This is a genomic window from Haladaptatus salinisoli (assembly GCF_020614375.1).
Taxonomy (GTDB): domain Archaea; phylum Halobacteriota; class Halobacteria; order Halobacteriales; family Haladaptataceae; genus Haladaptatus; species Haladaptatus salinisoli.
This window is the reverse complement of sequence record NZ_CP085327.1, coordinates 2662271-2673928: the sequence shown is the minus strand read 5'-3', so window position 1 is coordinate 2673928 and position 11658 is coordinate 2662271. Positions and strand designations below refer to the sequence as shown.

At 66.2% G+C, this 11658-nt stretch carries 12 protein-coding genes and 1 pseudogene; 4 read left to right on the top strand and 9 right to left on the bottom strand.

Annotated features, from left to right (window positions below; all coding sequences use genetic code 11):
• Window positions 1-246: 246 nt before the first annotated feature.
• Window positions 247-1332: an mRNA surveillance protein pelota gene (locus LIX00_RS14680; RefSeq protein WP_227353936.1), complete on the bottom strand. Its 1086-nt coding sequence runs from the start codon at window positions 1330-1332 to the stop codon at window positions 247-249.
• A gap of 90 nt (window positions 1333-1422) precedes the next feature.
• Here LIX00_RS14680 and LIX00_RS14670 point away from each other — a divergent pair.
• Window positions 1423-1973, top strand: a pseudogene (locus LIX00_RS14670) (DUF4013 domain-containing protein).
• Window positions 1974-2022: 49 nt separating this feature from the next.
• On the opposite strand, the gene LIX00_RS14665 reads toward LIX00_RS14670, so the two are convergent.
• The gene (locus tag LIX00_RS14665) at window positions 2023-2715 is read right to left on the bottom strand and encodes a DUF4013 domain-containing protein (protein WP_227353933.1); all 693 of its coding nucleotides are present in this window, start codon (window positions 2713-2715) and stop codon (window positions 2023-2025) included.
• A gap of 122 nt (window positions 2716-2837) precedes the next feature.
• The gene (rqcH, locus tag LIX00_RS14660) at window positions 2838-4931 is read right to left on the bottom strand and encodes a ribosome rescue protein RqcH (protein ID WP_227353932.1); all 2094 of its coding nucleotides are present in this window, start codon (window positions 4929-4931) and stop codon (window positions 2838-2840) included.
• Between the two features lie 220 nt (window positions 4932-5151).
• Here rqcH and LIX00_RS14655 point away from each other — a divergent pair, with 220 nt between their 5' ends.
• Window positions 5152-5565: a VOC family protein gene (locus LIX00_RS14655; protein WP_227353931.1), complete on the top strand. Its 414-nt coding sequence runs from the start codon at window positions 5152-5154 to the stop codon at window positions 5563-5565.
• 125 nt (window positions 5566-5690) lie between these two features.
• On the opposite strand, the gene LIX00_RS14650 is transcribed toward LIX00_RS14655, so the two are convergent.
• Together LIX00_RS14650 and msrB are read right to left on the bottom strand one after the other, a co-directional pair.
• Complete coding sequence (locus tag LIX00_RS14650) at window positions 5691-6572, bottom strand: MBL fold metallo-hydrolase (protein WP_227353930.1); 882 nt, start codon at window positions 6570-6572, stop codon at window positions 5691-5693.
• A gap of 59 nt (window positions 6573-6631) precedes the next feature.
• The gene (gene msrB / locus LIX00_RS14645) at window positions 6632-7036 is read right to left on the bottom strand and encodes a peptide-methionine (R)-S-oxide reductase MsrB (protein WP_227353929.1); all 405 of its coding nucleotides are present in this window, start codon (window positions 7034-7036) and stop codon (window positions 6632-6634) included.
• A gap of 89 nt (window positions 7037-7125) precedes the next feature.
• Between msrB and LIX00_RS14640 the strand changes: the two genes are divergently transcribed.
• Both LIX00_RS14640 and LIX00_RS14635 read left to right on the top strand, forming a co-directional pair.
• Window positions 7126-7278, top strand: coding sequence for an HVO_A0556 family zinc finger protein (locus LIX00_RS14640; RefSeq protein ID WP_227353928.1), 153 nt, complete (start codon window positions 7126-7128; stop codon window positions 7276-7278).
• Between the two features lie 58 nt (window positions 7279-7336).
• On the top strand, window positions 7337-8185 hold the full coding sequence (locus tag LIX00_RS14635) for a hypothetical protein (RefSeq protein WP_227353927.1): 849 nt from the start codon (window positions 7337-7339) through the stop codon (window positions 8183-8185).
• 7 nt (window positions 8186-8192) lie between these two features.
• On the opposite strand, the gene LIX00_RS14630 is transcribed toward LIX00_RS14635, so the two are convergent.
• The 4 genes from LIX00_RS14630 to LIX00_RS14615 form a co-directional block, all read right to left on the bottom strand.
• A complete protein-coding gene (locus LIX00_RS14630) occupies window positions 8193-9185 on the bottom strand; it encodes a D-2-hydroxyacid dehydrogenase (RefSeq protein ID WP_227353926.1) in 993 nt (330 codons plus the stop codon).
• A gap of 108 nt (window positions 9186-9293) precedes the next feature.
• Window positions 9294-9971, bottom strand: coding sequence for an HAD hydrolase family protein (locus LIX00_RS14625; protein ID WP_227353925.1), 678 nt, complete (start codon window positions 9969-9971; stop codon window positions 9294-9296).
• A 24-nt stretch (window positions 9972-9995) separates the two neighbouring features.
• Window positions 9996-10436: an arsenate-mycothiol transferase ArsC gene (locus LIX00_RS14620; RefSeq protein ID WP_227353924.1), complete on the bottom strand. Its 441-nt coding sequence runs from the start codon at window positions 10434-10436 to the stop codon at window positions 9996-9998.
• Window positions 10437-10502: 66 nt separating this feature from the next.
• Window positions 10503-11657 carry a DUF7973 family transport facilitator gene (locus LIX00_RS14615; protein ID WP_227353923.1) on the bottom strand — a complete coding sequence of 385 codons (1155 nt, stop codon included), beginning with the start codon at window positions 11655-11657 and terminating at the stop codon, window positions 10503-10505.
• Window position 11658 lies beyond the last annotated feature (1 nt).

Genomic DNA, 11658 nt, shown 5'->3' with positions numbered 1-11658 from the left:
GCTTCGAGGTTAAGCGTTCTTGCTAGCGCGGAAAATTCCGTCGCTTCGACGGTGAACGGGGGTGGACGCTCTCACTGCCGGAAGCGATGTGGTCTCCCCGCTAGCGCTCTATCCCCCGTCTTCCGGCCGACGGTCGGGGACGACGTCGACCGCGAACCCCGCCGCGGGAAACCGCATCCGTTCGCCGGCGGTCTCGCAGTTGGAGCGCTCGGCACCGCCGGACTCGCGGCGTCTCTTCCGGCGAGACTACTCCAACCGATAGCGGAGCAGGGCGGCGATGCCGCCGAGGTTCGACAACTGCTGGCCGGGCGCGAACTCGTGGGAGAAGACGGTCACGTCGCCGCCCTTCCGCTCGGCGTCGGTGATGACCTCGTTCACGTCGATGGCCCACTCGCCGCCGGACTCGTCCTCGCCGGTCGCGCCGCGCTCCTTTCGAAGTCGCTCGTCCAGCACGAGGAGGTGTTCGACCGCCCCGAAGTCGGCGGCGCGCGCCACTTCCTCGATTCCGTAGGCGGCTTTCGCGCCCTCCGCGATTCGCTTCGTGAGTTCGTCGATGAGCTCCGCCTCCTCGCCGATTCGCGTCTCCTCCTGCACGTCCGCAACGGCCCCGCGTTTCAGCACTTCGTGGACGCCCCTGTCGCCGACGGCGCTCACGTCCACCTGCGTGATGAGTTCGGTCAGTTCGGGGTACTCCTCGACGATGTGGTCGTAGGCGTCCTGCTTCGTGAACCCCGGCCCGGCGAGGATGATGGCGTCCACGTCGAGGTGGCTGAGCGCCGACCCGAGTTGGTCGAACAGTTCGGTTCGACCGCTCGCGTACTCGCCCTTCCCCGTCGTCCCGGTGAACGAGGTGTACTCGTCGGCCCCGTACTGCGCGACGGTGTGGATGTGCGCTTCACCTTCCTCGACGGTGGCGATGGCGACGTCGGGGTTCTCGGTCGCCTCGACGGCGTCCTCCAGTCGGTCCAACTGGTCGCGCTTCCACCGCTTCTCGATGGATATCTTCTCGCGCTCCTCGACGTTGAGCGTGTGGTGGAGGCCCAGCTGGTCTTCGCGTGAGCAGTCGACGATGACGCCGCCGACGCGAACCCGATTGGCGAACCGGTGGAACTCCACGTCCTCCACGTCGATCGTGACGCGCATGTGTTCCCGCTGGCCGCCCGTGTCGCGCATCTGATCGTCGGCGCGCTGGATGCGTCGAGTCGTATCGCCCGAGACCTTATCGCCCGGTTCGAGGAGGTAGGTGAGGTGCCAGAGGTCGTCCAAACTCTCGGGAACGAGCGTGATGCGCTCGCGGTTCCCGTCGAGGGACGTTCGGTCGTGAATCTGCATGGGCGGAGGTGCGTTTCGCGGCGGTAAGTGCCCTGCTATTCGGAGTCCGCGCCGTCCCCGTTCAATGCGTCAGACGGTATTAAATGATACATGCTCCGAACGATGGCTGCCGCCTCGCGGAACGAGGAGTGTGGAGGGTTGTTCAAGGACGGCCTGAAATCGGTAGCCGTCGGTCTCGCTTACGGCGTCGTCCCGTTCCTCGTCGCGATTCTGACGTTCGTCGTTCCGGGCTCGGGAGCGGCGCGGGCGATGCTGGCGGCGTGTTCGCCGGTATCGGCGTCCTCGGACTCCTCGTCTCGGCGGTGCTCCTGTTCGTCGTGCAGTACGTCCTTCCGGCGGCGCTGACGAACGCCGGACGAACGGGAACCGTCGGCGGTGCCTTCGACTTCGGGACGCTCGGTCCGGTGTTGACGAGCAAGGAGTACATCGTCGCCGTCGTTTCGGTGTTCCTCGTCGCTGTCGCCGGCGGTATCGCGTTCAGCGTCGTCGCCATCGTTACGCTCGGCCTCGGCTATCTCGCGGCCCCGTTCTTCTACTTCTGGCTCTACCTCGCGGGAAGCTACGTGTTCGGCACGGCGTTCGGCGCCGCGACTCGACAACGGGAGCGGTCGTCCGGAACCGCCGCCACGCCGATGGACTGAAACGTAGTTCTCCGTATCGCGTCGGTCCCTTCTCGTTTCGAAGAAAAGTTCAGATCGCGGGCCTGCCGTCTTCCACTTCCGGCCTGTCCCGCAGTCGGTGTTCGTCCGCTTCCGCGTACGACCGGGCGTAGATGTACGCCGCGGTCACCTGCGCGTAGAAGCCGACGAAGACCGCCACCAGCCATCCGAGGAGCGGAATCGCCGCGAGCACGCTCGCGATCACCCCGGCGACGACGAGGACGCCGAGCGCGAGGAGCCAGCCGGTGGCGTACTCCCGGTCGCGGAGGACGGGGAGCAGCGAGTCGTAGTCGAACGCCGCGCCCATCGCGTTCCGCTCGGCGAACCGGACGAGCGCGGCGGGAACGACGTACCAGACGGCGAGCGCGGCCACGAGCGTCAGCAAGCCGCCGAGGACGGCGACGATGCCGCCCACGAGGGGAGTTTCGTTGGCGAGCGCCATCCCGCCGCCGATGAAGACCGCGCCGAGTATGGCCGGGACCAGGGCGTAGACGAGGGCGATAACGAACGCCTTCAGCCCGTCCACGGTCAGCTTCGTCCAGTTTTCGAACGTCGGGGCTTCCGTGTCGCCCGCCGACACGCGGCGGAGGACGCGAATCACGTAGCCCTGCACGACGAGCGCCGGGAGGATGAGGAATCCGAGGATTCCTAGCAGTCCGCCGACGAGAATCGTCCTCGCGGCGTCGTCACTGTCCTTCAGATAATTGATGCTATCGTTGAACATGATATCAACCGAGTTCGGGACCTGCGACCGAGCAGAGCCCCCGACTCAAATAGTATAGACGTCCTCCGAGAGCTTAACCGTTCTCGGCGGAAACAGGACGTGTCAATCGCGTTACCGGCGAGTCAGTCGACTATCCGACTGCCCCCGGCGGGGAGGAACTCCTGAATCAGGTCGGGGCTCGCCACCTTCCGGACGAACGACGTGTCTTCGAACCGATTCCGAAATTCGCGGTAGAGGCGCTTCGCGGCGTCGTTCTGGGCGTACTGCCCCGGTTCGATCTCGATGCTCGTCTCCACCTGCGACTCGATGGCGGACGGCGGTCCGCCGACGACTCGGGTGTTCGGCTCCACGGCGATGCCGACGGCGACGCCGACCGGCACGTCCCGGAAGTAGGTTCGGTCGCCGCGGATGGCGAAGCCGCCTTTCTCCAGGTACTCGCCGCTCTCCGGCGTCTTCGACACCTGCTCCGGCGAGACCGCGTAGGCGTCCCCCGAGAACCGACCGTCCTTCCACACCGACGAGTAGGAGACGGCGAACTGGGCCGCCTCCCGCTGGCTCCGTTCCGGCACGTCCACGTCCTTCGAGGGCTCGCTCGGGTCGGACGTTTTTAGGACGGTTATCGGGCCGCCGTGGGCCTGCGAGTGGAAGAACAGGTCGTTCCTGTCCATGTACTTCTTGACGAGTTCCTCGTTCTGGTCGGCGTTTCGCCCGCCGAGGACGAGAAAGCCGTCCGAGGTTCGGAACCAGCGGAACCGCTCGTACCACTGCTCCTGCCGCCGCACCGGGATGGACGCCCGCGACAACCAGTCGATATCCCCCGACTCCTCCTCGTCCGCCGGTTCCGGTTCGGCCTCCCACTCCTCTCGCCGTCTTCGAACCGCCTCCAGTTCCTCGCGGGTGTCCTCGATGGCGGCCTGCGCGCCCTCCTTTTTCTCCTCGATTCGCTTCGCTTCGGTGTAGATTCGGTCCGCGTTCTTCTCGACGCCGTCCGCCGGTTCGAGGGTGATCTCGGTGTCGTCGATTTCGACGGTGACGGTTCCCTCGCGCTCGTCGATTCCCCGCACGGCCTCCGCCTCGGGGATGCCCCGCTCGGCGCCCTCCTCGAACCGGGCTTCGATCTCCTCCCACGGCGTGTCCTCGGCGCGGGCGTTCCGGACGGTCGAGAGGATCTCGTCGACGAAGCCGTAGTTTCCGTAGAGCAGTTCGGCCTTCTCGCGCTCCGTCTGCGCTTGTCGTTCGAACCCCTCTATCGCACCCTCTTGCTGTTCGATGATGCGTTTTTGCTTCTCTATCTGCGCCTCGAAGTCCGGCTTCTGCGACTCCTGTCCCCCCTGCGACCCCTCGTCTTCGGTCAGGTCGAGGTTGGTGAAGTAGTCGTCAAGCGCGGCGTTGAACGTCTCGAACGCCTCCGAATCCCGGTCCTCGTACTCCTCGAGCGGGAACGGCGTCACGTCGGTTCGGGCGTCGTCCTCGTAGTAGACTCGCGGGTCGAAGCAGCCCGTCTCCAGCGGTTCTTTCAGGCGCTCGATGGCGTCGTACAGTCGTTCGTACTCCTCCTCGCCGGCGTCGGCGATGTCCTTCGCCTTCTCGACGCCGGCGCGGGTGCAGACCTCCTCGGCGTACAGACCGCCGAAGTTGAGTTGCGTCGCCAGCGTCCGGACGAGGTCGGTGTCAGAGTCGTCCATCCGGGCCGCGAACTCCTCGTAGCCGATTTCGAGGGGGTTCACCCGCGAGTCGGGGAACTCGTACTGCGACCCGGGAGCGACGGTTCTGGATTTCAGCCGCACCGTGTCGAGGGAGTCCACGACCTCCCGGTTCTCGTCCAGCACGGCGACGTTACCTTGCCCGAACAACTCCGCGACGATGGTCGTGTCCCCGTCCCCGCGCTTGAAGTGGAACTGGAGGATGCGGTCGAACTCGTACTGCTCGACGCCCGCGAAGTCCGCCCCGTTCAGGCGGTTGCGGAGCATCATGGCGAAGTTCGGGGGTCGACCCGGCGCGGCCGGAACGTGCTCCGGCGCGGAGACGTGGGCGCGTTTTATCTCGCCCACCTCCACCAGCAGTTCGACGCGGCCGCGGTCGAAATCGCGCATCTTGAGCCGCAGGAGGTCGTCGCCGTAGAGGTACGCTTTGTCGACCTTCGCGCCCTCGTAAGCGCCGAGTTCGCGGACGACGGCGGCGAGGTCGATGCTCGAAAGCTCTCGCTTTCTGTCCATGTTCGGAATTTCTCGGGCGGTGGGAAAGGCGTGTCGTTCGACGGGTGCGGCGGGAAGGTGGTTCGGCGGACGAACGTGGCGAGCGCGGGGTGTCGAACACGTGGCGCGCATCGAACGTTTAGCAGAGATACGCTGACACAGACGCGCGGTGTCCGCATCCTGATTCGCCTCGACGCCAGCGATCGGATACTCTTTGTGACTGGTCTGTGCACCGCGCGCTATGAGCTACGATCACGCCGACCCCGAGCACGCTGGACAACTCCATCACGTCGAACTGTACGCGTCCGACCTCGAAACATCGGCCGCCTTTTGGGGATGGCTGCTGACCGAGCTCGGCTACGAGTTGAAAAACGACTGGGACGACGGTCGCTCGTGGATAAACGGGCCAACGTATATCGTACTCGTACGGGCCGACAACTCGGACCGTCCTTTCGACCGACAGAGTTCCGGTCTGAACCACCTTGCGTTCCACGCCGCCTCTCGCGAGCAGGTCGACGAACTCACGGCGGGAATTCGCGAGCGCGAAAACGTAACCCTACTTTACGAGGATCGCCATCCCTTTGCTGGTGGCTACTACGCGCTCTACTGCGAAGGTCCAGAGGGAATAAAGGTCGAGGTCGTCGCCCCCGAGTGACGGTTTACTCCATCGATTGAATCGTTCGACCAGCGCTCCGACACAGGTACTCAAACGGGTAGAACGCTCGTGAGGGAACTAGCGTGTGCGTGTCCTGTATTCCCCACGACCGCCAGAACCGACCCTCACTCGAGGGCATCGACGCGATTAGATATCTCCATTCCGTCGTGGCCGAACCGAAGGTTCAACTCGTCGTACTCGCCTTCCAGTTCGCGGAAGTCGTCGTAGCTTCGTCGGAACAGTTCGTCGATTTCGGTGAGCACGGTGCGCGCCGGACGAACGTCGCGCACCTGTTCGACCGTCTCCTCGAACGTGATCTCCAGTTCCGTCTCCGCTTCCCAGAGGTCGTCGCCGAAGACGGGATTCCCGTCCGGGCCGGTCCGGAAGAGGCCGCACTCTCGAACCCAGAGGTCGAGGTCGCTCGGCAGTCGGTCGGTGTCGAGGAACTTCGTCTCGTCGGGCGTGACGAGCGTTTTGGACTCCCCGTCGTCGAACTGGAATCCGAAGATGAGGTTCTCGCCGCCGGGTTCCATCTCCCACCCGCAGCAGGTAACCTCCACACCGTTGCAGTCCATCGTCTCGCCGTCGTTCAGGAAGGCGAACTCCGCGAAGCCCCAGTCCTCGTAGTCGGCCACGATGCCGTGCGCTCTTCGAAGCAACTGGTAGGTGTTCTCGCTGACGACGATGGTCGGCGGATTTTCTTTTTCCCAGTCGCTCATCGGGAACCCCTCTCGACCGAGCGCCTGCACGACCCGGAGACCGCGGACGTGGTCGCTGTGGTGGTGCGAGACGAAGACGTACTCCACGTCCGCGATTCGCTCGCGGTTCAACATCCGCCAGATGGCCTCGGGAGCGTCCACGAGCGCCTTCGCGTCGTGGACGAACGTCGCGTTACCTTCACGCGAGAAGGGGAGCCCTCTTTCGCGCGCTTCGACGCAAATCCGACAGTCGCAGGTCGGCATCGGAATCGGGAAGTTCCCGCCCGAACCGAGCAGCGTCACGTCCATAGCGGACCCTCCACCTGTCGGATAAAGACGAAATCGGTTCGACAGACGAGTCTGCCGACCTACTCCTCGTCGAAGTCGAGCGCCACGCTGTTGATGCAGTAGCGCTTCCCGGTCGGCTCCGGACCGTCCTCGAAGACGTGGCCCAAGTGTCCGCCGCAGTTCGCGCAGACGACTTCCGTTCGCACCATGCCGTGGCTCCTGTCCTCCCGCGTCTCGACGTTCCCCTCCGGCACGTCGTAGAAGCTCGGCCAGCCGCAGTGGGAGTCGTACTTCGTGTCGGAGTCGAACAGCTCCGCCCCGCAACCGGCGCAGACGTACGTTCCGTCGTCCGCTCGCTCGAGGTGCTCGCCGGTGTAGGGTCGTTCGGTCCCCCGCTCGCGGAGGACGCGGTACTCCTCGTCGCTCAGGCGCTCGCGCCACTCGTCGTCGCTCTCGGGGAGGTCGGTGGTAGACTGTTCGGTCATACCTCCGCCTAGCGTCCGAGGAAGGATAAGCTGCCTGCAAGGTGGGCCAGCAAGTTCATAGCGAGCGGCGGGGATTTTCAGAACGAGATATGAGTTCGACGACCGAGTCGAGCGTCATCGGACGCCTCGAAGGACGAGAGTGTCAGTGGTGCCGCGACGGACGACTGAAACGCGGCACTTACAAAGGAAACGAAGCGGTCGTCTGCGATAGCTGCGAGACGCCCGCCGCACAGCTCTGGTAATCCGACACGATTTTTCGGAGAGGGAAAACTTACGCCGACAGCGCGCCGACCGTCGGTCGTGTCCGAAGCGGAGACGGTGCGATGGTCGCTCGATCCGACCGATAGTCGCCTCGCGCTCGCCTGTCTGTACGGGACGTACGGCGTTCCCGGCGGGATGGCGTTGGTAGGCATCCTCGGAATCGGGTGGGTCGGCGCGAGTGCGGCGCTGGAGAACCGGCTCCACGTCGTCGGCCTCGTCGTCCTGTTGGGACTCGTCGGCGGCCCCGTCTCCCTGCTCTATCTGCTACCGATGCTCGCGGACGACGACCAGCGCCCGTCGATATTCGGCCTCGCCGACCGTCTCCGCCCCCTCCCGTTCGTCTCGGCCTCGGTCGTCGGCGCGTGCGTCGTCGTTCTCGTAGCGATGGTCGAAGTCGGCTTGCTCGTACCCCTGTTCTGGCTGCTGGCGGTGATGGCGGTGACCGCCGGGGCGTTCGCGTCCAACGGTGAACTCGATGTCGAACGGCGGACGCTCCGAGTCGAATTTCCGGGTGCCGGGCCGAACTTCGAGTGCGACCTCGACGACTTCGACGGCTATCGACGGGTTTCGCTCGGAACCGCCGTCGTCTTCCGACTGACCTCCGCGGTCCGCGCGCCCGGCGGCAACCAGTGGGTCGTCGTGCCCGCGTCGGTCGCCCCGGTCGTGGAGCGGACGGTCGAGACGGCCGTCGCGCAGGGGTCGGCGACCGAACCGAACCGACTCGTGCAAGGCGTCCTCGTCGCGTTTTCCCTGCTGTTTTTCGGGGTCGGCGCGTTTCTGATGGTCGCCGGTCGGTCGGTAATCGCCTCGCCGTGGGCGCGACTCGCCCTCCTCGGACCGCTGGCGGCGATGGGACTGGTCTTTCTCGTCGCCGCGTACTACGGCTAAACGACCGTCAGACGACCCGGTTTGCCAGTTCGGCTTCCCCGCCCGACTCCGAGATGCGCCGAACGTTCTCGGCCACGATGTCGGCCAGCCGAGCGTAGTACTCGGGCGTGTGTCCCGCGTTGTGCGGCGTGACGAGCACGTTCTCGAAGTTCCAGAGCGGGTGGTCTTCCGGCAGGGGTTCCGGGTCGGTCACGTCCAGCGCCGCGCCCCGAATCCCGTTCCCGCGGAGCGCCGACACGAGGGCGTCCGTCTCGACGACCTTTCCGCGGGCGACGTTCACCAGCACGGCGTCCGGGGGGAGGGTGTCGAACGCCGCGGCGTCGAGCAGTCCCCGCGTCTCGTCGGTCAACGGGCAGGCCAACACGAGGTAGTCCGTCCGGGCGAGGGCGTCGTGAACGTCGTCGAAGCCGAACACCTCGTCGGTCGGGCCGCCCTTCTCGGGCGAGTGGCGCACGCCGAGAGTCTCGACGTCGAAGCCCTCCAGTCGCGCGACCACGGCGCGTCCGATGGCACCCATCCCGATCACCGTCACCGTGCTCCCCCGCAACTCCCCCGCCCGGAAGTGCCGCCACTCCCGGCGCGACTGCTGGCGTCGCGCGCGGAGGAACCCGCGGGTGAACGTCAGAATCGCCCCGAGGACGTGTTCGCCGACGTTCGGCCCGTGAACGCCCGAGGCGTTCGTCACCGCCGCGCCCCGCGATCCGAGGGCGTCGAGCGGGAGGTGGCCGGTTCCGGCGTACGCGCAGGCGAACAGCCGGAGGTTCTCGGCGCGGTCGAGCAGCGCCTCGTCGATGGACATGCCGGTCACGACGTCCGCGTCGACGATTCGCTCGCGCTCCTCCTCGGGCGTGCGGGCGAGGCGAACCTCGTGCTCCGGCAGGCGTTCGCGGAGTTCCGCGACGTACTCGGCGATGGGCATTCCGTGGGTTTCTCGGCGCAGGACGAGAACCGTGGGCGAGTCGGTCGTGGGCGCGTCCTCGTCGGTGGACTGTTCGGTCATGAATACCGATTTCTCGCCGAAGCAAATAGAGGATGGTGCCGGCTCCGAGACGCTACCGCCGGTTTCCGCGGTCCCCTCTCGGCGCGCGGTTCGGCGAGTCGGGGTGGGTCAGTCGTCCCGTCCGCGGATCTCGTTCAGTATCGCTATCGTCCCCTCGGAGTACGACCCGTCGACGACCGTCTCCGCGGCCTGTTTCGCCTTCTCGTCGGCGTTCGCCAGCGCGTAGCTCTCGCCGACGACGCCGAAGGTCGAAACGTCGTTCTCGGAATCGCCGATGGCGACGAACTCCTCGGGGTCGCGGCCCAGCAGTTTGGCGACCGACTTCATCCCCTGTCCCTTGCTCATCCCCGACGATTTCACGTGGTAGGCGTAGCCCGTGTCCACGACCTGCTGACCGTGCTCGCTGGCGAGTTCCTCCAGCGGACCGAGCGGTTGGTCGCGCTGGACGGCGATCTCCGTCTCGCGCCAGCGATTGATGAGGTCGGTCTCCCCCCACCCCAACTCGTAGCCCGCCGCCTCGTACTCCTCGGCGACCCGGCGGGCGGCCTCGCCGTCCCCGTTTTTCGTCACCTCGTCGTCAACGAGGACGACGCCGCCGTTCTCGGCGATGACGCGTTGCGGAATCTGGAGGAAGTGACAGAGCGAGACGGGGTAGGGGAACGCCTTCCCGGTGGCGACGACGACCGGCGCGTCCCAGTCGGGAAGCAGGTCGAAGAACCGCGGGTCGATGGAGACGTCGGGGCGAGTCATCGTGCCGTCGATGTCGAGAACGAGCGGCGGAACCATGCTCGAACTTCGGGCGTCCGGCACTTAGTTTCGGTGTTCGGCCTCAACCTCGTCGAACAGTTCGCGGACGCGCGCGGCGATTTCGTCGCGAATCCGGCGCACTTCCTCCGGCGCTCTTCCGTCGGGGTCGTCCAGCCCCCAGTCGCGGTTCTCGCCGGACCACGTCGCCGGGCACGCGTCCGCCGCCGAACAGCCCATCGTGACGACGTACCGGCAGTTCCGTAGCTCCTCGGCCGTGATCTCCCGCGGCGTGCGTTCGGCGAGGTCGAAGTCCAGTTCCGCCATCGCGCCCGCGACTTCCTCGTGAACGCGGTCGGCGGGGTCGGTTCCGCCCGTCACGATTTCCACGTCGAAATCGCGCGCGTCCCGCTCTCGCTCGGCGAACGCGGTCGCCATCTGACTCCGTCCGGCGTTCTGAACGCAGACGAAAGCGATACGGGGGACGGGGCGAGGGGTGTCGCTCATCGAGTGGCGATTCTCGCCGAGTCCGATGTAGGTTTCGAAAAATCGAATCGCGAACCGAGGCGTTCGTTACATCCCGAGCGTCGTCACCCACGCGCTCTGCGGGAAGACGCCGAGGATGGCGAGCACCGCGACGAGGAAGGTGCCGAAGACGATTGCCGCGGCCGGCGGGTCCATGTGCGTGTCGGCGTGCGCGTAGAAGACGCGCTGGAACGCTTCGCCGAACAGGGCGCAGACCAGTCCGAACAGCGCGCCGACCGCGAGGGCGGTGAGGACGGAGATTTCGGCCTGAATCGCGGCGGGCGAAGCCTGCAGGATGTTCATCCCCGCGGGTGCCAGCGCGAGCGCGGCGGTGCTCGCGGGCAGGGTGATGTGGTGCGTGACGGGAATCTTCTCGACGCCGCAGTTCAGGAAGACGAGGCTCGCGGCGCTGATACCGAACGCGAGGAACGGACTGCCCGTGATGTACGCCGTGTACGCCCCGAGGATGCCGACGACGATGCCGAGGGTCGCCACGTTCGCCCACTCGTACTGGTGGGGGAGCCACGGTTCGACGACGAACCGTCCCTCCGCGGTCGCACCGCCGTCCGCCACCCGTTCGTCGGGCGCCGTCTCGCCGCCCTCCGTGGCGGCTTCGCCGATGACGCGGCGCTCGCCGTCCTCGAACGGCTTCATGTTGAAGACGCCGCCGCTGGTGTCGCCGATGAGGTCGTAGCCGAAGACGAGCCTGTGCGCGACGGCGGAGAGCACGACGCCCATGGCGATGGGGTCGTAGGGCATGGCGAAGATGGCCGACAGCTCGGTGAACCAGTAGCCGAGGACGCCGAACACGCCGCCCACCACGAGCACGTCCGGTTTCGTCCCCAATGCGAAGGCGATGTCCTTCGCGTTGTGGTAGTCGAATCCGGACTCCATGTAGCCCCGCTTCGCGGCGTAGGCGGCCGCCGCAGCACCGCCGGCGAAGCTTATGGCGGGCGAGAACACCGGACCGAAGGCGATGGAGCCGGTGATTCCGAGCGCGCTCAGTTCGGCGACGTTTCCGACTCCGGCGTCCGTGAGGGCGTCCGCGAGGTACCGTCCCGTGACGTTCGCGGTCTCCCCGGCGATGACCATGAATCCGGTGAAGATGAACGCCGGAAGCGCGCCGACCGCCGCGCCGAACGCCCCGCCGGCGAAGGCGGCGATGAGCATCTCGATGGCCCAGAGCGAGGAGAAGTTCACCATC

Bases quoted from the DNA above. Each gene is read 5' to 3' on its own strand.
- LIX00_RS14655 (WP_227353931.1), top strand. From the start codon at position 5,152: ATGAGCTACGATCACGCCGACCCCGAGCACGCTGGACAACTCCATCAC.
- msrB (WP_227353929.1), bottom strand. From the start codon at position 7,036: ATGACCGAACAGTCTACCACCGACCTCCCCGAGAGCGACGACGAGTGG.
- LIX00_RS14665 (WP_227353933.1), bottom strand. From the start codon at position 2,715: ATGTTCAACGATAGCATCAATTATCTGAAGGACAGTGACGACGCCGCG.
- LIX00_RS14620 (WP_227353924.1), bottom strand. From the start codon at position 10,436: ATGAGCGACACCCCTCGCCCCGTCCCCCGTATCGCTTTCGTCTGCGTT.
- LIX00_RS14640 (WP_227353928.1), top strand. From the start codon at position 7,126: ATGAGTTCGACGACCGAGTCGAGCGTCATCGGACGCCTCGAAGGACGA.
- LIX00_RS14615 (WP_227353923.1), bottom strand. From the start codon at position 11,657: ATGGTGAACTTCTCCTCGCTCTGGGCCATCGAGATGCTCATCGCCGCC.
- LIX00_RS14650 (WP_227353930.1), bottom strand. From the start codon at position 6,572: ATGGACGTGACGCTGCTCGGTTCGGGCGGGAACTTCCCGATTCCGATG.
- LIX00_RS14680 (WP_227353936.1), bottom strand. From the start codon at position 1,332: ATGCAGATTCACGACCGAACGTCCCTCGACGGGAACCGCGAGCGCATC.
- LIX00_RS14630 (WP_227353926.1), bottom strand. From the start codon at position 9,185: ATGACCGAACAGTCCACCGACGAGGACGCGCCCACGACCGACTCGCCC.
- LIX00_RS14625 (WP_227353925.1), bottom strand. From the start codon at position 9,971: ATGGTTCCGCCGCTCGTTCTCGACATCGACGGCACGATGACTCGCCCC.
- rqcH (WP_227353932.1), bottom strand. From the start codon at position 4,931: ATGGACAGAAAGCGAGAGCTTTCGAGCATCGACCTCGCCGCCGTCGTC.